The organism is Herbaspirillum sp. YR522, assembly GCF_000282575.1.
In the GTDB taxonomy this organism is placed as follows: Bacteria; Pseudomonadota; Gammaproteobacteria; order Burkholderiales; family Burkholderiaceae_D; genus Herbaspirillum.
The window spans coordinates 61,506-80,531 of the sequence record NZ_AKJA01000105.1 but is presented as its reverse complement, the minus strand read 5'-3'; the positions used below and the strand labels follow the sequence as shown (position 1 = coordinate 80,531).

The following is a 19,026-nucleotide window of genomic DNA, read 5'->3' as shown; positions in this document are numbered from 1 at the left end:
TTCATCCAGCAGATCATCAACGGCCTGGTGCTGGGCAGCATGTATGCGCTCATCGCCCTGGGCTACACGATGGTGTACGGGGTATTGAACCTGATCAACTTCGCCCATGGCGACATCTTGATGGTGGGTGCGATGGTGGGCCTGTGGCTGCTCAAAGTGGTGCAGCAGGCGGCGCCCCAGTTGCCCGGCATCGTGCAGTTGATCATCGCCATCGCCGGCGCCATTCCGGTATGCATCGTGGTCAGCCTGCTGATCGAGCGGGTGGCCTACCGGCCATTGCGCAATGCGCCGCGCCTGGCGCCGTTGATCACCGCCATCGGTATCTCGATCCTGCTGCAGACGGCGGCCATGATGATCTGGGGCCGTAGTCCGCTGCCGTTCCCGCAGGTGATGCCGTCGGATCCGGTGCATATCGCCGGCGCGCTCATCTCGCCCACCCAGATCATGCTGCTGGTGCTGGCGGTGGTGGCCATGGTGGGCCTGGTGCTGATCGTGGAGAAGACCAAGATGGGGCGCGCCATGCGCGCCACGGCCGAGAACCCGCGCATTGCCGGCCTGATGGGGGTCGATTCGAACAAGGTGATCGTGGTGACCTTCGCCATCGGCGCGGCGCTGGCGGCCATCGCCGGCGTGATGTGGGCGGCCAACTACTCCACAGCGCAATTCGCCATGGGCTTCGTGCCGGGCCTGAAGGCCTTCTCGGCGGCGGTGCTGGGCGGTATCGGCAACATCTACGGTGCCATGCTGGGGGGCATCCTGCTGGGCTTGATCGAGAGCCTGGGCGCCGGCTACATCGGCGATTTGACCGGCGATTTCCTGGGCAGCAACTACCAGGACATCTTTGCCTTCATCGTGCTGATCATCGTGCTCACCCTGCGTCCCTCGGGAATCATGGGCGAGCGCGTGGCCGACCGCGCTTGAACATTGGCTCGGGTTGTCCATCGCCAGAGAAAAAACTTATCCAACCGAAAGAAACCCTATGTCTCTCATTTCCTTCGACATGAAGCGCCACCCCGGCCAGGCCCGCACCAGCCTGCTGGTGCTGCTGGCGCTGATGATCGTGTTCCCGTTCATTGCCCAGCAGTTCGGCAATTCGTGGGTGCGCATCATGGACATCGCCTTGCTCTACATCATGCTGGCGCTGGGCTTGAACGTGGTGGTCGGGTTTGCCGGCCTGCTCGACCTGGGCTATATCGCGTTCTATGCCATCGGCGCCTACACGGCGGGCCTGCTGGCGTCGCCGCAGTTTGCGGCGGTGCTCGAATCGTTCGTCAACACCTATCCGGCGCTGGGCAATTTCCTGGTGATGGTGTGCGGACCGGAGATCGTGCAGAACGGCATCCACCTGTCGCTGTGGGTGATCGTGCCGCTGTCGGCCCTGTGCGCGGCGCTGTTCGGCGCCTTGCTGGGGGCGCCGACGCTCAAGCTGCGGGGCGACTACCTGGCCATCGTGACGCTGGGCTTTGGCGAGATCATCCGCATCTTCATGAACAACCTCAATGCACCGGTCAACATCACCAACGGTCCGCAGGGCATCAACCTGATCGACCCGATCCGGGTGTTCGGGGTGTCGCTGGCCGGCGAGCCGGGTTCGGGATCGATGGTCGACCTGTTCGGTTTCATGGTGCCCTCGGTCAATGCCTATTACTTCCTGTTCCTGGTGCTGTGCATCGCGGTGATCTTCTTCTCGGTGCGGCTGCAGGACTCGCGCCTGGGGCGCGCCTGGGTCGCGATCCGGGAAGACGAGATCGCCGCCAAGGCGATGGGCATCAATACCCGTAACGTCAAGTTGCTGGCCTTTGCGATGGGCGCGTCCTTCGGCGGCGTGGCCGGGGCCATGTTCGCCTCGTTCCAGGGTTTCGTGTCGCCCGAGTCGTTCTCGCTGACCGAGTCGATCGCGGTATTGGCGATGGTGGTGCTGGGCGGTATCGGGCATATCCCGGGCGTGGTGCTGGGCGGGGTGATCCTGGCGGCATTGCCGGAAGTGCTGCGGCACGTGGTCGAGCCGTTGCAGATGAGCCTGTTCGGGCGGGTCTGGATCGACGCCGAGGTGTTGCGCCAGCTGCTCTACGGGCTGGCCATGGTGATCATCATGCTGACCCGCCCGGCGGGCCTGTGGCCCTCGCCGCGCCACGAAGACCGTCCCGAGGCGGACCATGCCTCGGTTGGAACCACCGGTGAAGTGAAAGCCTGACATGACCCAGACCCTGCTCAACATCAGTAACGTCAGCAAGCGCTTCGGCGGCCTGCAAGCCTTGAACGGCGTTGGCCTCACCATCGAAAAAGGCCAGATCTACGGCCTGATCGGCCCCAATGGCGCCGGCAAGACCACCTTCTTCAACGTGATCACCGGGCTGTACCAGCCCGACACCGGCAGCTTCGAGCTGGACGGCAAGCCCTACAGCCCCAGCGCGCCGCATGAAGTGGCGCGTGCGGGCATTGCGCGCACGTTCCAGAACATCCGCCTGTTCGGTGAAATGACGGTACTGGAAAACGTGATGGTGGGATGCCATGTGCGGACCCGGCAGAACGTGTTCGGCGCCGTCTTCCGGCACAAGGCGGCGCGCGAGGAAGAGGCGCAGATCCGGGCCAAGTCGCAGCAGCTGCTCGATTTCGTGGGCATTGGGCAATTCGCCAAGCGCACCGCGCGCCACCTGTCGTATGGCGACCAGCGACGCCTGGAGATCGCGCGCGCCCTGGCGACGGAGCCGCAACTGCTGGCGCTGGACGAACCGGCGGCCGGCATGAACGCCACCGAGAAGCTGGGCCTGCGCGAATTGCTGGTCAAGATCCAGGCCGAGGGCAAGACCATCCTGTTGATCGAGCATGACGTCAAGCTGATGATGGGCTTGTGCAACCGCATCACGGTGCTGGACTATGGCCGACCGATTGCCGAAGGGGTGCCGGCGGAGGTGCAAAACAATCCTGCGGTGATCGAGGCGTATCTGGGAGCGGGTCACTGACCGAAGAGAAGACATGACAACGAATATTCTGAAAGTCGACCAACTGAGCGTGGCGTATGGCGGCATCCAGGCGGTCAAGGGCATCGACCTGGAAGTCAACGAGGGCGAACTGGTGACCCTGATCGGGGCCAACGGGGCGGGCAAGACCACCACCTTGAAAGCCATCACGGGCACCTTGCCCAACTGCCGGGTCGAGGGCCACATCAGCTACCAGGGCCAGGCGTTGAAGGGCAAGAAGTCGTTCGAGCTGGTCAAGGACAAGCTGGCGATGGTGCCGGAAGGGCGGGGCGTATTTACCCGCATGAGCATCCAGGAAAACCTGTTGATGGGCGCCTTCACGAGCAACGACAAGGGCCAGATCCAGGCCGACATCGAGCGCTGGTTCGAGGTGTTTCCGCGCCTGAAGGAACGTGCGGCGCAGATGGCGGGCACGCTGTCGGGTGGCGAACAGCAGATGCTGGCCATGGCGCGGGCCTTGATGAGCCACCCCAGGTTGCTGCTGCTGGATGAACCGTCGATGGGCCTGTCGCCGATCATGGTCGAGAAGATCTTCGAGGTGATTCGCAACGTGTCGGCACAGGGGATCACGATCCTGCTGGTGGAACAGAACGCCAAGCTGGCACTGCAGGCGGCGCACCGGGGCTACGTGATGGAGTCGGGACTGATCACCATCGACGGCCGGGCAAGCGAGCTGCTGGACGATCCACGGGTCAAGGCCGCCTACCTGGGCGAAGGCTGAGGATTCCCCGGGGAAGACTTCCGCAGTCGATCGGGCGATCGGGCGGTGGCAGGTGCGGGGCACGCCGGTCGTCCCGGGTACCTAAGTCATAATAAGCCTTGGTAAGTCTTATGAACTACCCCGGGGCGAACCGTCGAAACGCCCGATATCCTTCAAGCCATCCAGGCGCCCCTTACGCCGCTTTCTTGGCCCGGGCCATGTTGCGCAAGGCCCGCACCTGGTCGTGATTGGCCAGCACGCCCTGGTACTGCCGTTCGATGACCAGGCGGATATCGTCCGGCAGGTCCTGCGACAATGCCTTGCGGTAAGCATGTACCGCCGCATCCTCCCCGCGCTCGCACTCTGACAGGATGGCATCGTCATCGCGGCCGGTAATGGCCGATTTCAAATTGACCCACTGCCGATGCAGCGCGCCGCCCAGGGTGCTGTGATTGGTAGGCTCGCCGCCCAGCCGATGCACCAGGTCCTGTAGATCCAGCACGGCCTGGGCACAGGCCGTGGCGCGATTCATGAACATCTCCTTGTAGTTCACATACCGCTCCTGCGCATCGTCGGCACAGGCGCGAAAACCCTGCTCGCCGTCCTTGGAAATCTGGATCAGGTCATTGAGAGTCGAAATCAGGTGGTCGTTGGTCATGAAAATTCTCCTTTAAGCCGGCCAGTGACGTGGCGTATCAGTGAACGAAAAGATAGACGAGGACCAGCACGAAGGCCGGTACGCCGCAAATCCATGCCAGGAAATACTTGCCCATGATGTTCTCCTTGTCGCGTCGATACGCATGTTTTTCAGGGGGCGAAGCGGTAGCTGCTAAGGATGCAGACCGTTTCGGGTAAATCCATGGTAGGAGCGGCATGGCGCCCTTTCCATCGGACGACTGCCCAAGCCGGTGTAGGAATCGGGCGGCTCGAATCTTCATCAGCAAAAAACAGAAACTCGCTGAAACCCACCACCAGTCCAGCTTCGGGCGTTGTCCTACAAGGCAATTGGGATGCGTCCTATAGAGCAACTCAACCGTGGATTGCTACTATTTTTCCCATGTTGCAATGCCTGTCGCGTCTGAGGTCCCATCTAACTCCAGGAGCTTTTCCATGAACAGAAACATGATTGCAGGCCAGGCCCAAGTCGTCGTTGGCAAAGTGCAGGAAAAGCTCGCGGTATTGATCGGTCATTCCGAATTGCAGCGCGCGGCTTACCGTCGCCAGACCCAAGGTCGCATCACCCATGCAGTGGGCGAGGCGCAGGACCTGATCAGGCGCTCGCTGCGCCACCGTCGCGCATCGACTTGAGGCCGGCCGATGCGACGGCGCGCTGCTTACAGTGTGCTTGTCCTACAAGGTAATCGGTCTGCCACCTATAGAAAGCGCAACGGCGGGAACGTATCTTACGGTTGACGCAATCGCGGACCTGCAACACCTGGCGCCGCGACTAACGGCACCGATCGGGCCAACGCCGCAGGATCGGATCAACGGTCGCCAAGTCGACCGCAACGTTATCGAGGAGACGGTCATGGACAAGCTGGTGCTCGGCTGGCTGTTGGGTGTGCCGGTGGTGATGCTGGTGTTGTTGCAGTACTTGATCTGAAGGTCCGTCGATCTTTCTGACGCACCCTGAAACGAATATGGAGAACAAGCATGCAGGCTAACAAATTCAAGACCGTTCGCAGCGACGTGCAGGATCTGCTGCAGCAGGCGCAGGATCTGTTTGCCGAGGCCACCGAAGCCACCGGCAAGAAGGCTGACGAATTGCGCGCCAAGGGCCAGGACGTACTGAACCAGGCGCTGAACGTGGCGCAGAGTGCCCAGACGGCAGTGGTACAGGGCGGCCGCGAACTGGCCTCCAGCACCGACGATTATGTGCAGGCCAATCCATGGCGCGCCATCGCGATTTCGGCAGGCGTTGGCCTGCTGGTCGGGCTGGCGGTCGGTCGTAGCAGCGACCACTACTGAATGCACATCTGAAATCTAGCCAAGCGCTGGCAATGGCCGGCGCGTTAGTAACGAAATCGGAGAAAGGAATGACCATGACCAAGAATCCACCGCCAACCACGGTACAGCAACAACAGCCGTTTCATATCGACAAGGAGGCCCTGCGCGCAGCCGCACGCAACCTCGACGATGGCGCCGTTACCGATGGCTATCGCGGCAATCGCAAGGAAGTCATCGCCATGCTCAACGATGCACTGGCCACCGAGTTGCTGTGCGTGTTGCGCTACAAGCGCCATTACTACACTGCCAAGGGGCTGGAGAACGAGCCGATCAAGGCGGAGTTCCTGCAGCATGCGCAAGAGGAGCAAAGCCATGCCGACAAGATTGCCGAGCGTATCGTGCAATTGAATGGCGAGCCGGATTTCAATCCCCGCACCCTGTCCGACCGTAGCCACGCCGAGTATGACGAGTCCGAGAGCATCAAGGACATGATCAAGGCCAACCTGATTGCCGAGCGTGTTGCCATCGAAGCCTATCGCCAGATGATCGAGCGCATTGGCGACAATGATCCGACCACGCGTCACATGCTGGTGCAGATCATGGCGCAGGAAGAAGAGCACGCCGACGATATGACGGACCTGCTCGATCTTTGAGTTTGCAAGGTAGTACAGGCAGCCCGAGAGCTACCTATTTTTATCAATCACCCCGAGGAGACCACCATGAACTGGGACATCGTTGAAGGCAACTGGAAGCAATTCAAGGGCAAGGCCAAGGAACAATGGGGCAAATTGACCGATGACGACCTGGACGTGATCGCAGGCAAGCGCGACCAGCTGGCGGGTCGCATCCAGGAAGCCTATGGCGTGAACAAGGACGAAGCTGAAAAGCAGATCAGCGCGTTCGAGAAGCGTAACGAAGACTGGCGCCAGTAATCGGGCGACACCGGTGACTCTGTGTCGCCGTGATGATTTAAGTATTACCACTGATAAATATCAACAACAAAGGAACATGACCATGAAAAAACTCATCGCAACCATGATTTTCGGCGCAGCTTCGATTGGCCTGCACGGCGGCGCATTCGCAGCCGATGCTGTCAAGTCCCAGTACAAGGCCGATACGGCCAAGGCTGACAGCGACTACAAGGTCGCCAAGAAGAAGTGTGACCCGCTGTCGGGCAATGACAAGGATGTCTGCCAGAAGGAAGCCAAGGCAGCTCACGAGTCCGCTATCGCCGATGCCAAGGCCAAGCGCAAGAATACCGACAACAACAAGGAAGCTCGCAAGGACAAGAACGACGCCAATTATGACGTCGCCAAGGAAAAATGCGATGCGATGAGCGGCGATGCCAAGGACAAGTGCGTGGCTGATGCCAAGATGAAGTTCGGCAAGTAATCGCGGCGTAGCGAAAAAATAGTCTGGAGGGGCCGTGCGCCAGAGTGCGCCGGCTACCCGGCAGTGATCACCTGTGTATCATCATTCCTAGATAGGAGAGCATCATGAGTTTGACTAAAATGTCCCTGACCAAGCGTTTCCTCGGTTTCTTCCTGGCCCTGTTCATGGTTTCGCTGGTTGGTTGCGCTTCCAGCCCCAACAAGGAAGGCACTGGCGAATATGTGGACGACGCCGTGATCACCACCAAGGTGAAGGCTGCGATCTTCAATGAAAAGAACCTGAAGTCGTCGGAAATCAACGTCGAAACCTACAAGGGCGTGGTCCAGCTCTCCGGTTTCGTCTCGAGCGCCACTGCTGCCTCGCGTGCCACCGAACTGGCCCGCGGCGTCAAGGGTGTGCAATCGGTGCGTAACGACCTGCGCCTGAAACAGTAACGGTGCCTGCGTGAGCGCAGCCGGTCCGGGTCCGTGTGACCCGGCCCGGTTTGCGCTTATCCGCTCCCAGAGCGCATCGGGCCATCCTGGTGCATTCTGGAAGCAGACAGCATAAGTGCAGTAAGGTATAGTTGGTGGCCATTGCACCCTGGTATTTTTTAGGGAGGGCACCGCCGGTCGAAACGGCGTTGCCGAGGCAGCAGGAGAATATGGCCGACGCTCAATGCGGCGCTGGCGTGCGCCAAGCCGCCAGGTAGACGACGCAGCGCTGCGGCATCTTTATCACCGCTCAATTACTATGACAAAAATACTTGTAGTCGATGACCATGCGGTCGTGCGGGCCGGTGTGCACCATTTCATCTCGGAAATTCCGTCGATGGAAATCGGTGGCGAAGCCAGTACGGCTGAAGAAGCAATCCGCCTGGTGCGGACCCAGGACTGGGATATCGTTCTGCTAGACATCGCCATGCCCGACAAGAGCGGCGTGGAAGTGCTCAAGCAGATCAAGCGGGAAAAGCCGGAACTGCCGGTATTGATGCTGAGCATGCACCCCGAGAGTCGCTACGCGGTGCAGGTGCTGCGCAGCGGTGCCAGCGGTTATGTGCAGAAAGAGGCGCTGGCCACCGAACTGGTCAATGCCATCAATACCATCCTGCGAGGGCATAAGTACATCAGCTATGGCGTGGCCGAACTGCTGACCAGCGAACCGGTGGATTCCGAAAAGCCGCTGCACGAGACCTTGTCGCAGCGCGAATACGAAATCTTCTACAAGCTGGGTCAAGGGCAGGGCGTGACCCAGATCGCCGACGAACTGTGCCTGTCGGTCAAGACGGTGAGCACATATCGTTCACGCGTGCTGCAGAAGATGAGCATGACCAATAACGCAGACATCATTTACTACGCGATCAAGAACAATCTGATCGACTAATCCTGCGGTATGTCATCTTGCGCATTGCAAGGATGGCGTTGGCAGGATAACGGGCATGGCAGATCATGGATGACATTCTCAACACGTGGGCCCGGGGCGCAGACAGCGCCGAGGCGCCGCTGCGGATTTTCCTGGTGGAAGATTCGGCGGACGTGCGTGATCTCATCGTCGAGAGCCTGGTCGAGATCGATGGCGTGTCATTGGCCGGCCATGCGGAGACCGAACACGAGGCATTGCAGCACCTGCAACATCATGCCTACGACGTTCTGGTGCTGGATATCCAGCTCAAGCAAGGCAATGGCATGAGCTTGCTGCAGTCGCTGGGGCGAGCCCATGTACGCCGTGCCGACGAGGTCAGGGTAGTCTTCAGCAATCATGTCAGCCCGACCTATCGCAAGGCCGGCAAACAGTGCGGCGTGGCCCACTTCTTCGACAAGTCGTCCGAACTGCCCTTGCTGTGCGATCTTCTGGAACGCCTGGCCCGCGAAAAACTGGGCATACGTACCTTCAATCCTGTCGGTACGCCGCCGTTACCCGCCCAGCCGGGTGGGTTGTGACGCATTACCTGCCGGGTGAGTGCACCCTGGCTGCGGTAGACATCAACATGGCGCTGTCGGGCCGGTCTGGGACCGCCCGGCAGCACCGATAAAAAAAGCAGGGGATTCCCGACGATGCGAAACCAAACCGGCGGGGGCCGTCCCTCTGCCTTCGATACCCAGGGCATCGGCTCGTCCGAACACTTCGCCAGCTCCCAGTCCAATAACAGCAATATGGTGACCATCGCCATGGGCATGGCCATGGTCGTGATCCTGTTCGGGGTGGTGGTGCTGATCGCCTCGTTCATGGAAGAGGCCTATCGGCCACTGCTGGTCGACCTGCTGGCCGTGGGTCCGGTCACCGCGATCGGCTTCATCCTTGCCGGCAGCGGCCTCTACTTGCAAGGCATGATTGCAACCCAGCCCCATCCCCGGTTGCGTCGGACGGTCAGGATGCTGGCGCTGGTGCTGCTGGCGCTGGGCCTGGCGACACTGGCCCACGGCAGTCTCTACGCATTGGGGTGGGTGCCGGTCGACGTGGCCCATCCGGTCTCGGCGCTGGTGATCCCGCCCTTGCTGGCGATAGCGTTCATCACCGTCGCGCTGGCGCTGTTGTTGCACGACTGGCGCCTGCTGGGCGGCTATTATCCGGCCGAGTATCTCTGCTTCGTGTTGCTGGCAATGAGTGCCATCCCGCTGGTGGGGTACATCTATGGCGTCAACCAATTCCTGTACCTCGACTTCTACCTGCCGGTGCCATGGCTATCGTGTACCGTCTTTGCGTTGCTTGGTACGGCCTTGCTGATGGCGCGTCCCGGGCATGCGCTGATGGCGGTGATCATGCGAATCGCCCCGGGCGGCCAGATGCTGCGCCGGTTGCTGCCACAGACCTTGCTGCTGTTGCTGGCGTTCAGCCTGTTGCTCAACTGGGGCCTGGCCCGCGGCTGGATCCTGCCGGAATTGCTGCTGCCCACGCTCACACTGGTCAATGGCGTGATCATCGTCTTCATCTTCTGGGGTTCGGCCAGCCGGCTCGACAGCGAATACGGCGAACGTACCCGCAATGCCCAGAAACTGGCAGAGACCAGTGCACTGCTCAATGCGGTCAGCGAGAGCACCAGCGATCCGATCTTCGTCAAGAACCGCCAGGGCCTGATGATCTTCGCCAACCCGGCCACGCTGGGCAAGCTTGGCAAGACCTGGGAAGAGACCATGTATCGCGCCAGCCGCGAGCTGTTCCTGGTGCCGGAAGAGGCCGAGCAGATTGACCAGGATGATCGGCGCGTGATGGCTTCGGGCAAGCCCGAAAAGCTGGAGCAGAGCATTCATCTTCCCGAGGGCGTGGTGACCTTCCAGACCGCCAAGGTACCGTGGTTCGGCAAGGATGGGAGCGTGCAGGGCGTCATCGGCATCAGTACCGACATCAGCGAGCGCAAGCAGGCCGAGGACGTGCTGCGTCAGCGCGAAAGCCAGTTGGAGAAGATGGTCGTGCAGCGTACCGCATTGTTGCGCGAACTGACCAACCACCTGGAGACGGTGCGCGAGGAAGAAAAGCGTGCCATCGCCCGCGAGCTGCACGACAACATGGGGGCGTCGCTGACCGCCATCTCGATGCATCTCGAAGGGGTGTATCAGGTGTTGCCGACCGACGAGAAATGGCTCGATCGCAAGTCCCGCATGCAGGCGCTGATGAAGTCGCTGGTGGCGACCACGCGACGCATCCAGACCGAACTGCGCCCCAACACGCTTGACCTGTTCGGCCTGAAGGCGGCCATCACCGAACAACTCGACGAATTGCAGGAGCGCACCGGCATCGCCTGTCGCGCCAGCCTGCCCGATGAAGACGTGGCGGTGGGGCACGAGATGGAAATTGCCATCTACCGCATGCTGCAGGAGATGCTCAACAACGTCAGCAAGCACGCCAAGGCAAGCAAGGTCGATGTGATCCTGGACGTGGACGAGGATCACGTTGCCCTGACGGTGCGCGACGACGGCGTGGGGATCTCCGAAGATCGCCGGGACAATCACAAGACCTATGGGCTGCGTGGCCTGCGGGAACGTGCCACCTACTTCGGCGGCGAGGTCGATATCCGGTCCACGCCCGGTAGCGGTGCCCTCATTACCGTGAGCCTGCCGATCCGCCCGGCCGGTGCTGCCCAGCCCTGATCCCAGCCGAACCGGGCGCAGCCCTGCTGGCTGCGCCTGTCCTACGCCCGGCCCGGGCTTGTCCGTCACTTCATTCCGGTTTCTCCTACGCTCGAAAGCGCCTCCTTCTGATGTCGCCGGAAGCGGCGCGTCCCTATCATGGATTCATCGTCGCACACCATCAAGGACACGGCGTTGTAGATGTCAGTCAGGTCTCAGGAGGCATTGGCCGACACCTTCATTTTTCAACTTCTACAAGGAGCGATCATGAACAAGGATCAAGTCAAGGGCACCATGAAGGAAGCCGCCGGTAAGGTTCAGGAAAAGACCGGTGAACTCACAGGTAACCAGACCCAGCAGGTCAAGGGCGCTTCCAAGCAAGTCGAAGGCAATGTGCAAAAGGCCTATGGCGATGCCAAGGAAACCCTCAAGCACTAAGTCCGTAACGCGCCGGGCCAAGCGGTCCGGCGCGATATTCGTGTTCGGAGTAGGTTAATTCCTACAAAAGAATCGGAATAGGCTGATTTCGATGACAGCCCATTTCGCCGATCATGGTTGCACTGCCGCATTACCGCGCCGAACGTTGACGGCACGACGGCAGTAACGCTACCCGATGCCATGATGGACATTGGCAGGCCCTCAGGGAGGGAAATATGAAAAAAACATTATCTGCGATTTGCCTCTTGGCTGCGATGCCCTGTCTGTTCGGATCCGTTGCGGCGCATGCCACGACAGTACCGGATGACACGAGCCCCGATTCTTCTGTTGCTTCCACGTTGCCTCACGGGCCGAACGAGCCCGTAGATCGCCATGTGCCACTCAATGGTGTGCCGACCACACCGTCTGCGGCGAACGGAACCGAGTTCCGTTACATGGATATGGCGGCAGTGAAGCGCTCCAAGGGCTTGCGACGCGCCGTCATCGTGGTCGGCAACGAACGCCAGCGTAATAGCTGTTCTGCTTCGTATCACCATGGAATGCGCGACGATTCGCCCGAGATTCGCAGGCCTTCGCAGCATGCTCGCCCGGTGGTGATCATGCGGCCGATGACCTGAGCGTGGTTATCACCCTGTCCAAAATTCAAATTAACCAATGAGGTGCTGTCATGAAAACAATTCAAAAAGTTGCTATGACGTCTATCGCCATCCTGGCGTTCTCGGCCGTCACCGGCTGTAGCAATATGTCGCAGCGAGACAAGAACACTGCCGTGGGTGCAGGCGTCGGTGCTGTGGGCGGTGCCGTGCTGACCGGCGGTAGCGGCCTGGGCACTGCTGGCGGTGCCGCAGTGGGCGGTGTGATCGGTAATCAGGTGGGACGCTGACTGTCGATCGTCGGCCAGGCAGCTGCCCGATCATCTGAAGAAGCCCGGAGTGACGAGAAAGAGGCATCGCCATTGGCGAGAGCCTCTTTTTTCATGTGGGCTCGATATGGCTGCCGGTGACTTCCTCAGTCATTGGACTGGGCATGATCGAGGATGCGCCGGGCGCGCGCCAGGTCCTCCTTCATCGCGCTGCGTGCATCGTTGCGGCACTGGCGCGCCGCCGCGGGTGGGCCGCTCTTGCATTCCTGTAGCGCTTGCGCGTAGGCGGCCCGCGCCTCGATCAGGTGGTTGCCATAGCGGCCCCGGGGGGTATCCTCGGACTTGAACCAACGACTGGGATCGGCGACGGTGACGTCTTCGGGTGCGGCCCGGGCGGCGCTCGCCCAGGCAGTCAATACCAGCAAAGCTGCAACGACAATCTTGTTGTTCATGTGCTCACCTCCAGGGGATGACCGAAATGGCGCCGGCATGAAAAGATGCCGGCAACAGAAAACGCGGGGCATGGCGCGCAAACGCCATGCCCCGCGTTGACTGCGAGCATCTTATCAGGCTATATCTTGCCCAGCAAAAGCAGGATCAACAGGATGATCACGATAGTGCCGGCGATACCGCTGGGGCCATAGCCCCAGCCGCGGCTGTGTGGCCAGGCTGGCAGCACGCCCAGCAGAATCAGGATGATCACAATCAGTAGAATGGTGCCGAGGGTCATGGTCGTTCTCCTTTTTATTTAAATGGTCGGTTTGCAATGCCGCCGGCCGGGTTAGAACCTTACCTTCACATATGCCGAAGGACCGGTCAGTTTTACGTCGAAATTGGCTTGGGTGCTTCCACCATCACGATTGATGTGAATGCGGGTAATACCGTAGTCGGCGCCCAGGCCGATGTTCTTGAGCGGATACCATTCCACGCCCAGTGCGGCACCATAGATGTGGCCGGTCACGGTGCCCCAGGATTTCTTCACGCCCGAGGCCTCGGCATACATGCGCAGGTCCTTGCTGAAGGCGTGCTTCCAGCCCAGGGACAGCAGTGGGGCAAAGGTCTTTTCGGTGCGGCTCTCGCTGAGCGAGCCCGCGGTGCCGTTGAATATGCCATTGGCCTGGACGTCGTAGTGGGCGCGATAGTAGCCGGCGCCCAGGCCCAGGCCGAACACGTCGCTTCCGCTGCCGATCCACCACTTATAGGCCAGCGAAGCGAAATCGACTTCCAGGTTGGCCGTGGCCGCAGCCGACAGGATCGCAGGGGTGCCGCCGACATTGAAGCTGCGCTGGGCGGTAAAGGTATAGTCGTTGCGATAACGGAAGTAATCGAACGCCAGCCCATGGCTGTCGCCGATCAACAGCTCCGCGCGCACGCGCGGCAGGGTGGTGCGATCGCGTTCCATGTCGCCGGTCTCGGCCGACCCGTAGCGCGTGTTGCCCTTGATATTGAACGTCGGGTCGACATAGTATCCACCCACCGATAGGCTAAACCGGTCCAATGCAGGCGAGGGCTCGGCATGTGCCGCGCTCGATGCCAGTCCCAGTACCACCGCGCCCGACAGCCACCCCAGCGCGCGAGCCGGTCTTGCTCGCAGCTGGCCCGATTGGCCGCCTAGACGTTTGGGAAAGTGAGAAGTGATGTTCATTTTGTTCGGCTCTCCGTGCAAGTCGATGGGATTCCACCCGGTTATCGTTGTTCGTGAACGGCTCCGCCGGGGATCTCGGACCTCATCGCGGAGCTGATGCATATTAGGCTGGGCGGCAGGGGGCGAGGATCAGCGCCACTCCCAATTCCCTGTAGGAAAAGGTGAGTCGGGGGTGTCGGCGCCGACGCGCTGCACACTCCCGATACCGATGCCAGTGGTGCGGAATTTGCTTGTGGCCGTTGGACGGCATCCGCCGTCGGGTGCGGCGGCGCGCCGGTTTTTCCAAGGCGAGCCATGTTTTTTGCGCGGCGATGCGTTACCATTGCCGCCGTCCACCGGACGCTGCCGTGCAGCGTAGGCGGTGCAAAGCCGATCGACGCCAGAGTTGCCCGTGTTGCCCGTGTTGCCTTGAAAGAGCCGAGAGCCAGTTCGCCCTTCTATGAATTCCATGAAGTCCGATCGCCCATCGACATCGCCCGCGCCTGGTGGCGCCCGCCGGTTGCGCATCGTCATCGTCAATTCCGTGCCGCACCTGGAAGAAGACCACGACGAGGTGGCGCATGCCCAGGCGGAGCAACGTGCCGAAGCCTTGCGCACCGGCCTGCTCGATGCCGGCTATAACATCGTGGCCGCATTGGCCGCCGACCTCACGCTGCCGGACCGTATCGCGGCCCTGCAGCCGGACATGATCATCATCGAAGCCGAATCCGACGCCCGCGACGTGCTGGAGCACATCGTCATCGCCACCCGCGACGAACGGCGCCCGATCGTCATGTTCACCGAGGACGACAATACCACCAGCATGGAAGCGGCAATGGCCGCCGGCGTGACCGCCTACATCGTCGCCGGGCTGCACGCCGAGCGCGTCAAACCGGTGCTGGACGTGGCCATGGTGCGTTTTCGTCAAGAACAGAAGCTGCTCGACGAACTATCCGATACCCGGAGCAAGCTGGCCGAGCGCAAGCTGGTCGAGCGCGCCAAGGGCGTCCTGATGGCGCGCAAGGGCCTGTCCGAGGAGCAGGCCTACCAAAAACTGCGCAGCATGGCCATGAACCGCAACCTCAAGCTGTCCGATGTCGCCCAGCGGCTGCTGGACGCCGAGGACTTGCTGGGCTGAAACGCCCGGCCGGCGCCCTTCTTCGACTCCCCCCTGGCGGTCTGCCAGTTTGGTGCAAGGCACAAACCAAGTGCATGCGGCTGCCCGTTTTGTTCGCATGGCGGGCCGGCTGCGGCATGGACGGCGACACGCCATGGCTGGTCCGGGTCTATCGCTCATGGACGGCATCGGTGGCAGCCTGCCTCGGGCACACATGGCACGCTCCTTGCTCAAGTTCCGGGGTATCGCGCAACGAGTGCGCACAGGGGCGGCCAACGGCGGTGGCCCCATCCAAGACAAAGGCGTCTTCCGGCATGAAGCAATTCCTGCCTGGAGCCGCCTTTTTTGTTTTTGCAATGCCGTCAATCGTCAGGGGAACAGTGCCATGCAATCCACGCAATCCGTGCAATCCGCGCACCAGACAAGCAAACCACAGTCCGGAAAAGAGGTCGGCGCCGACGTCGATGGCACGCGCCGCAAGATCATTCACACCGCGGGCATCGCGGCAGGAGCAAGCATGATGGGGTTGGCCAGCGGTGGCGTGTGGGCGGCAGGTTCGGACAAGCCGGAGAAGGAGGAAGTCAAGATCGGATTCATTCCCCTGACCGATTGCGCTTCGGTGGTGATGGCTTCGGTGCTGGGCTTCGACAAGAAATACGGCATCAAGATCGTGCCCAGCAAGGAAGCCTCGTGGGCCGGCGTGCGCGACAAGCTGACCAATGGCGAACTGGATGCGGCCCATGTGCTGTATGGCCTGATCTACGGTGTGCAGATGGGCATCGGCGGCCAGAAGAAGGACATGGCGGTGTTGATGGGCCTGAACCATAACGGGCAAGCCATCACGCTGTCCAGGAAACTGGCCGACAAGGGGGCCGTGGATGGCGCCTCGCTGGCCAGGCTGATGCAGACCGACAAGCGCGACTACACGTTCGCCCAGACCTTCCCGACCGGCACCCATGCCATGTGGCTGTACTACTGGCTGGCCGCCAATGGCGTCAACCCGATGAAAGACGCCAAGGTGATCACGGTGCCGCCACCGCAGATGGTGGCCAACATGCGGGTCGGCAACATGGATGGGTTTTGCGTGGGCGAGCCATGGGGCCATCGCGCCATCGTCGACGGGGTCGGCATCACTGCAACCACCACCCAGGACATCTGGAAGGACCATCCCGAGAAGGTGCTGGGCAGCTCGCTCGACTTCGTCAAGAAATACCCCAATACCTGCCGCGCCATGATGGCCGCCATCCTGGACGCCAGCAAGTGGATCGACGCCTCGCTGGCCAACAAGAACAAGATGGCCGAGGTCATCGCCGACAAATCCTACGTCAACACCAGCAAGGATGTGATCGACCAGCGCATCATGGGGCGCTACCAGAATGGCCTGGGCAAGACCTGGGACGACCCCAACTACATGAAGTTCTACGACGACGGGAAAGTCAACTTCCCGTACCTGTCGGATGGCATGTGGTTCATGACCCAGCATCGCCGCTGGGGCCTGCTCAAGACCGATCCCGACTACCTGGCCGTGGCCAGGTCCGTCAACCAGATCGACCTCTTCAAGCAAGCCGCGGCGATGACCAATACGCCGCTGCCCAACGATGTCATGCGCAGCTCCAGGCTGATGGATGGCACCACCTGGGACGGCAGGAACGCGGCCGCCTATGCGCAGTCGTTCAAGATAAAGGTCTGATCGCACCGAGGCAGGCAGGTTTGTCAACGAAATTGCAAGGGGAGGGGAGCACGATGAGTGCAGCCATGGAGAAGGTCATCGGCGAGAACGCCAAGCCGGCCGCCGCGGCCTCGCACGGCCCGGCGGCCAACGAATGCCGGGCGGTGCATGCCGTGCCGGGGATGCTGGAAAGGGCACGCCGTCGTCTCGCCGACAGCGGCGTTTTCATGCGGGTGCTGCCGCCGCTGGTGGGATTGATGTTGCTGGTGCTGGTGTGGCAGGTCATCGCACTCAAGAACAGCAGTTTTCCCACCCCGCTGGTGACCTTCAAGGAAGCCATCAGCATGTTCTCCGACCCCTTCTATCGCAACAGTCCAAACGACCAGGGCATCGGCTGGAACGTGCTGGCGTCGCTGCAGCGGGTCGGCGTCGGCTTCGGCCTGGCGGCGCTGGTCGGTATTCCACTGGGCTTTGCGATCGGACGGGTACGGTTCCTGTCGGCCATGTTCGGTCCCATCATCAGCCTGTTGAAACCGGTGTCGCCGCTGGCCTGGTTGCCGATCGGCCTGCTGGTGTTCAAGTCGGCCAATCCGGCCGCGATCTGGTCGATCTTCATCTGCTCGATCTGGCCCATGATCATCAACACCGCCGTCGGCGTGCAGCGCGTGCCGCAGGACTACATGAACGTGGCGCGGGTGCTGAACCTGTCGGAATGGAAGATCCTGACCAAGATCCTGTTTCCCTCCGTGCTGCCGTACATGTTGACCGGGGTGCGCCTGTCGATCGGCACCGCCTGGCTGGTGATCGTGGCCGCGGAGATGCTGACCGGCGGTGTCGGCATCGGCTTCTGGGTGTGGGACGAATGGAATAACCTCAACGTGCCGCACATCATCATCGCCATTGTCGTCATCGGCGTCGTCGGTCTGTTGCTGGAGCAGGCGCTGGTGGCACTGGCAAAGGCCTTCACCTACGAACAGGTCAGTCACTGAGAGGACATCATGGACAACATCAACGGCAAGTTCATCGACATCGGTGGCGTGGACATGGTGTTCCATGCCAGCAAGGGCAGTTTTCATGCCCTGCGCGAGATCAACCTGACGGTCGCCAAGGGTGAATTCGTGACCTTGATCGGCCATTCAGGCTGCGGCAAGTCGACCTTGCTCGACCTGATTGCGGGCCTGACCCGGCCCAGTGCGGGGGTGCTGCTGTGCGCCAACCGCGAGATCGGTGGCCCCTCGCCGGAACGCGCGGTGGTGTTCCAGAATCATTCGCTGCTGCCCTGGCTGACCTGCCACGAAAACATCTACCTGGGCGTCGAACGCGTCTTCGGCGGCACCGAGGACCGCACCCGGTTGCGCGACCGCACCCGCGCCGCACTGGCGCTGGTGGGCCTGTCCGCGGCCGAAGCCAAGCGCCCCAACGAAATCTCGGGTGGCATGAAGCAGCGAGTAGGTATTGCCCGCGCTCTGGCGATGGAACCCAAGGTACTGTTGATGGATGAACCGTTTGGCGCGCTCGATGCCTTGACCCGCGCCCACCTGCAGGACGAATTGCTCAAGATCGTGGCCAAGACCGGGTCAACCGTGGTGATGGTCACCCACGACGTGGATGAAGCGGTGCTGCTGTCGGACCGCATCGTGATGATGACCAACGGCCCGGCCGCGACCATCGGCGAGATCGTCGACGTCAGGCTGCCCCGCCCGCGCGAGCGCGTCGGCCTGGCGCAGGACGCCCGGTACGCCGAGTACCGTACCGCGGTGCTGGAATTTCTCTACCGCAAGCAGGCGCACCCGGCGCGTGACGCCGCCTGAGCGATCCTGTCCCGGGCATCGATAGCGATCCCGTCAGGCACCGGTGCTGCATGGCTGCCGATCAGCGCATGCCTTTATAGGCGGCCCAGGCCACCAGCACCCACGCCGCCAGGAAAGCCACGCCGCCAATGGGCGTGATCGCCCCCAGTATGCGGGTGCCGGTCAGCGCCAGAAGGTACAGGCTGCCACTGAAGATGACGATGCCGGCCAGCATCAGGTTGCCGGCCCAACTCAGGCAGGCACCACCGAACCTGGGCATCAGCAGCGCCACGGCGATCATGCCCAGTGCGTGCATCACCTGATAGGTGACGGCTGTGTGCCAGACCGCCAGCAGCTCTTCGGACAGCATCTTCTTCAAGCCGTGGGCACCGAAGGCGCCGCAGCAGACGGCAATGAACATGTTGACGGCGCCGACGACGACCAGGATGCGTTCATTCATTGG

The 19,026-nt window shown here is 61.4% G+C and carries 26 protein-coding genes; 21 read left to right on the top strand and 5 right to left on the bottom strand.

Going from position 1 to position 19,026, the window contains the following annotated elements:
- From PMI40_RS14255 to PMI40_RS14240, 4 genes are all read left to right on the top strand, one after another.
- Positions 1-921: branched-chain amino acid ABC transporter permease (locus tag PMI40_RS14255; protein ID WP_008116591.1), on the top strand; the 921-nt coding region annotated here is incomplete at its 5' end.
- 58 nt (positions 922-979) lie between these two features.
- On the top strand, positions 980-2,194 hold the full coding sequence (locus PMI40_RS14250; protein WP_008116589.1) for an ABC transporter ATP-binding protein: 1,215 nt from the start codon (positions 980-982) through the stop codon (positions 2,192-2,194).
- 1 nt (position 2,195) lies between these two features.
- Positions 2,196-2,963 carry an ABC transporter ATP-binding protein gene (locus tag PMI40_RS14245; RefSeq protein ID WP_008116587.1) on the top strand — a complete coding sequence of 256 codons (768 nt, stop codon included), beginning with the start codon at positions 2,196-2,198 and terminating at the stop codon, positions 2,961-2,963.
- Positions 2,964-2,976: 13 nt separating this feature from the next.
- Entirely contained in the window at positions 2,977-3,702 is a 726-nt protein-coding gene (locus tag PMI40_RS14240) for an ABC transporter ATP-binding protein (protein ID WP_008116584.1), read from the top strand.
- Positions 3,703-3,874: 172 nt separating this feature from the next.
- Here the strand turns inward: PMI40_RS14240 and PMI40_RS14235 are convergent, their stop codons facing one another.
- Positions 3,875-4,339 carry a PA2169 family four-helix-bundle protein gene (locus tag PMI40_RS14235; RefSeq protein WP_008116582.1) on the bottom strand — a complete coding sequence of 155 codons (465 nt, stop codon included), beginning with the start codon at positions 4,337-4,339 and terminating at the stop codon, positions 3,875-3,877.
- A 452-nt stretch (positions 4,340-4,791) separates the two neighbouring features.
- On the opposite strand from PMI40_RS14235, the gene PMI40_RS14230 reads away from it, so the two are divergent.
- The 13 genes from PMI40_RS14230 to PMI40_RS14175 all read left to right on the top strand — a co-directional run bounded on the left by PMI40_RS14230 (position 4,792) and on the right by PMI40_RS14175 (position 12,384).
- Entirely contained in the window at positions 4,792-4,989 is a 198-nt protein-coding gene (locus tag PMI40_RS14230) for a CsbD family protein (RefSeq protein ID WP_008116579.1), read from the top strand.
- A gap of 37 nt (positions 4,990-5,026) precedes the next feature.
- Positions 5,027-5,284, top strand: coding sequence for a hypothetical protein (locus PMI40_RS14225; protein ID WP_157221548.1), 258 nt, complete (start codon positions 5,027-5,029; stop codon positions 5,282-5,284).
- Positions 5,285-5,334: 50 nt separating this feature from the next.
- A complete protein-coding gene (locus tag PMI40_RS14220; protein ID WP_008116577.1) occupies positions 5,335-5,649 on the top strand; it encodes a YqjD family protein in 315 nt (104 codons plus the stop codon).
- A gap of 68 nt (positions 5,650-5,717) precedes the next feature.
- Complete coding sequence (locus PMI40_RS14215; RefSeq protein ID WP_008116576.1) at positions 5,718-6,281, top strand: ferritin-like domain-containing protein; 564 nt, start codon at positions 5,718-5,720, stop codon at positions 6,279-6,281.
- 66 nt (positions 6,282-6,347) lie between these two features.
- Positions 6,348-6,560, top strand: a complete 213-nt coding sequence (locus PMI40_RS14210) for a CsbD family protein (protein WP_008116574.1) — start codon at positions 6,348-6,350, stop codon at positions 6,558-6,560.
- A gap of 82 nt (positions 6,561-6,642) precedes the next feature.
- Positions 6,643-7,020, top strand: coding sequence for a hypothetical protein (locus PMI40_RS14205; protein ID WP_008116572.1), 378 nt, complete (start codon positions 6,643-6,645; stop codon positions 7,018-7,020).
- A 104-nt stretch (positions 7,021-7,124) separates the two neighbouring features.
- Positions 7,125-7,454: a BON domain-containing protein gene (locus PMI40_RS14200; RefSeq protein ID WP_008116571.1), complete on the top strand. Its 330-nt coding sequence runs from the start codon at positions 7,125-7,127 to the stop codon at positions 7,452-7,454.
- A 298-nt stretch (positions 7,455-7,752) separates the two neighbouring features.
- Positions 7,753-8,382 (top strand): response regulator transcription factor, encoded by a 630-nt coding sequence (locus PMI40_RS14195; protein ID WP_006464715.1) that lies wholly within the window; start codon positions 7,753-7,755, stop codon positions 8,380-8,382.
- A gap of 65 nt (positions 8,383-8,447) precedes the next feature.
- Positions 8,448-8,939, top strand: a complete 492-nt coding sequence (locus tag PMI40_RS14190; protein ID WP_008116569.1) for a response regulator — start codon at positions 8,448-8,450, stop codon at positions 8,937-8,939.
- Positions 8,940-9,053: 114 nt separating this feature from the next.
- Positions 9,054-11,084 carry a PAS domain-containing protein gene (locus tag PMI40_RS14185; RefSeq protein ID WP_008116568.1) on the top strand — a complete coding sequence of 677 codons (2,031 nt, stop codon included), beginning with the start codon at positions 9,054-9,056 and terminating at the stop codon, positions 11,082-11,084.
- Between the two features lie 246 nt (positions 11,085-11,330).
- Positions 11,331-11,501, top strand: a complete 171-nt coding sequence (locus PMI40_RS14180) for a CsbD family protein (RefSeq protein ID WP_008116565.1) — start codon at positions 11,331-11,333, stop codon at positions 11,499-11,501.
- 215 nt (positions 11,502-11,716) lie between these two features.
- Entirely contained in the window at positions 11,717-12,118 is a 402-nt protein-coding gene (locus PMI40_RS23980; protein ID WP_157221547.1) for a hypothetical protein, read from the top strand.
- A 50-nt stretch (positions 12,119-12,168) separates the two neighbouring features.
- Positions 12,169-12,384, top strand: a complete 216-nt coding sequence (locus PMI40_RS14175) for a glycine zipper 2TM domain-containing protein (protein WP_008116562.1) — start codon at positions 12,169-12,171, stop codon at positions 12,382-12,384.
- A 125-nt stretch (positions 12,385-12,509) separates the two neighbouring features.
- Here PMI40_RS14175 and PMI40_RS14170 read toward each other — a convergent pair whose 3' ends face one another.
- The 3 genes from PMI40_RS14170 to PMI40_RS14160 all read right to left on the bottom strand — a co-directional run bounded on the left by PMI40_RS14170 (position 12,510) and on the right by PMI40_RS14160 (position 14,008).
- A complete protein-coding gene (locus tag PMI40_RS14170) occupies positions 12,510-12,815 on the bottom strand; it encodes a hypothetical protein (protein WP_008116560.1) in 306 nt (101 codons plus the stop codon).
- A gap of 119 nt (positions 12,816-12,934) precedes the next feature.
- Positions 12,935-13,093: a DUF3309 family protein gene (locus tag PMI40_RS23305; RefSeq protein WP_008116558.1), complete on the bottom strand. Its 159-nt coding sequence runs from the start codon at positions 13,091-13,093 to the stop codon at positions 12,935-12,937.
- A 51-nt stretch (positions 13,094-13,144) separates the two neighbouring features.
- Positions 13,145-14,008: a hypothetical protein gene (locus PMI40_RS14160; protein ID WP_008116556.1), complete on the bottom strand. Its 864-nt coding sequence runs from the start codon at positions 14,006-14,008 to the stop codon at positions 13,145-13,147.
- Positions 14,009-14,456: 448 nt separating this feature from the next.
- Here PMI40_RS14160 and PMI40_RS14155 point away from each other — a divergent pair, with 448 nt between their 5' ends.
- The 4 genes from PMI40_RS14155 to PMI40_RS14140 all read left to right on the top strand — a co-directional run bounded on the left by PMI40_RS14155 (position 14,457) and on the right by PMI40_RS14140 (position 18,584).
- Positions 14,457-15,125: an ANTAR domain-containing response regulator gene (locus PMI40_RS14155; RefSeq protein WP_008116554.1), complete on the top strand. Its 669-nt coding sequence runs from the start codon at positions 14,457-14,459 to the stop codon at positions 15,123-15,125.
- A gap of 364 nt (positions 15,126-15,489) precedes the next feature.
- Entirely contained in the window at positions 15,490-16,794 is a 1,305-nt protein-coding gene (locus PMI40_RS14150) for a CmpA/NrtA family ABC transporter substrate-binding protein (RefSeq protein ID WP_238540952.1), read from the top strand.
- Between the two features lie 53 nt (positions 16,795-16,847).
- Positions 16,848-17,762, top strand: coding sequence for a nitrate ABC transporter permease (gene ntrB / locus PMI40_RS14145; protein ID WP_008116550.1), 915 nt, complete (start codon positions 16,848-16,850; stop codon positions 17,760-17,762).
- 9 nt (positions 17,763-17,771) lie between these two features.
- On the top strand, positions 17,772-18,584 hold the full coding sequence (locus PMI40_RS14140; protein ID WP_008116548.1) for an ABC transporter ATP-binding protein: 813 nt from the start codon (positions 17,772-17,774) through the stop codon (positions 18,582-18,584).
- Positions 18,585-18,645: 61 nt separating this feature from the next.
- Here PMI40_RS14140 and PMI40_RS14135 read toward each other — a convergent pair whose 3' ends face one another.
- On the bottom strand, positions 18,646-19,023 hold the full coding sequence (locus PMI40_RS14135; RefSeq protein ID WP_008116546.1) for a DUF423 domain-containing protein: 378 nt from the start codon (positions 19,021-19,023) through the stop codon (positions 18,646-18,648).
- Between the last annotated feature and the right edge of the window lie 3 nt (positions 19,024-19,026).

Bases quoted from the DNA above. Each gene is read 5' to 3' on its own strand.
- PMI40_RS14250 (WP_008116589.1), top strand. From the start codon at position 980: ATGTCTCTCATTTCCTTCGACATGAAGCGCCACCCCGGCCAGGCCCGC.
- PMI40_RS14245 (WP_008116587.1), top strand. From the start codon at position 2,196: ATGACCCAGACCCTGCTCAACATCAGTAACGTCAGCAAGCGCTTCGGC.
- PMI40_RS14240 (WP_008116584.1), top strand. From the start codon at position 2,977: ATGACAACGAATATTCTGAAAGTCGACCAACTGAGCGTGGCGTATGGC.
- PMI40_RS14235 (WP_008116582.1), bottom strand. From the start codon at position 4,339: ATGACCAACGACCACCTGATTTCGACTCTCAATGACCTGATCCAGATT.
- PMI40_RS14230 (WP_008116579.1), top strand. From the start codon at position 4,792: ATGAACAGAAACATGATTGCAGGCCAGGCCCAAGTCGTCGTTGGCAAA.
- PMI40_RS14220 (WP_008116577.1), top strand. From the start codon at position 5,335: ATGCAGGCTAACAAATTCAAGACCGTTCGCAGCGACGTGCAGGATCTG.
- PMI40_RS14215 (WP_008116576.1), top strand. From the start codon at position 5,718: ATGACCATGACCAAGAATCCACCGCCAACCACGGTACAGCAACAACAG.
- PMI40_RS14210 (WP_008116574.1), top strand. From the start codon at position 6,348: ATGAACTGGGACATCGTTGAAGGCAACTGGAAGCAATTCAAGGGCAAG.
- PMI40_RS14205 (WP_008116572.1), top strand. From the start codon at position 6,643: ATGAAAAAACTCATCGCAACCATGATTTTCGGCGCAGCTTCGATTGGC.
- PMI40_RS14200 (WP_008116571.1), top strand. From the start codon at position 7,125: ATGAGTTTGACTAAAATGTCCCTGACCAAGCGTTTCCTCGGTTTCTTC.
- PMI40_RS14195 (WP_006464715.1), top strand. From the start codon at position 7,753: ATGACAAAAATACTTGTAGTCGATGACCATGCGGTCGTGCGGGCCGGT.
- PMI40_RS14190 (WP_008116569.1), top strand. From the start codon at position 8,448: ATGGATGACATTCTCAACACGTGGGCCCGGGGCGCAGACAGCGCCGAG.
- PMI40_RS14185 (WP_008116568.1), top strand. From the start codon at position 9,054: ATGCGAAACCAAACCGGCGGGGGCCGTCCCTCTGCCTTCGATACCCAG.
- PMI40_RS14180 (WP_008116565.1), top strand. From the start codon at position 11,331: ATGAACAAGGATCAAGTCAAGGGCACCATGAAGGAAGCCGCCGGTAAG.
- PMI40_RS23980 (WP_157221547.1), top strand. From the start codon at position 11,717: ATGAAAAAAACATTATCTGCGATTTGCCTCTTGGCTGCGATGCCCTGT.
- PMI40_RS14175 (WP_008116562.1), top strand. From the start codon at position 12,169: ATGAAAACAATTCAAAAAGTTGCTATGACGTCTATCGCCATCCTGGCG.
- PMI40_RS14170 (WP_008116560.1), bottom strand. From the start codon at position 12,815: ATGAACAACAAGATTGTCGTTGCAGCTTTGCTGGTATTGACTGCCTGG.
- PMI40_RS23305 (WP_008116558.1), bottom strand. From the start codon at position 13,093: ATGACCCTCGGCACCATTCTACTGATTGTGATCATCCTGATTCTGCTG.
- PMI40_RS14160 (WP_008116556.1), bottom strand. From the start codon at position 14,008: ATGAACATCACTTCTCACTTTCCCAAACGTCTAGGCGGCCAATCGGGC.
- PMI40_RS14155 (WP_008116554.1), top strand. From the start codon at position 14,457: ATGAAGTCCGATCGCCCATCGACATCGCCCGCGCCTGGTGGCGCCCGC.
- PMI40_RS14150 (WP_238540952.1), top strand. From the start codon at position 15,490: ATGCAATCCACGCAATCCGTGCAATCCGCGCACCAGACAAGCAAACCA.
- ntrB (WP_008116550.1), top strand. From the start codon at position 16,848: ATGAGTGCAGCCATGGAGAAGGTCATCGGCGAGAACGCCAAGCCGGCC.
- PMI40_RS14140 (WP_008116548.1), top strand. From the start codon at position 17,772: ATGGACAACATCAACGGCAAGTTCATCGACATCGGTGGCGTGGACATG.
- PMI40_RS14135 (WP_008116546.1), bottom strand. From the start codon at position 19,023: ATGAATGAACGCATCCTGGTCGTCGTCGGCGCCGTCAACATGTTCATT.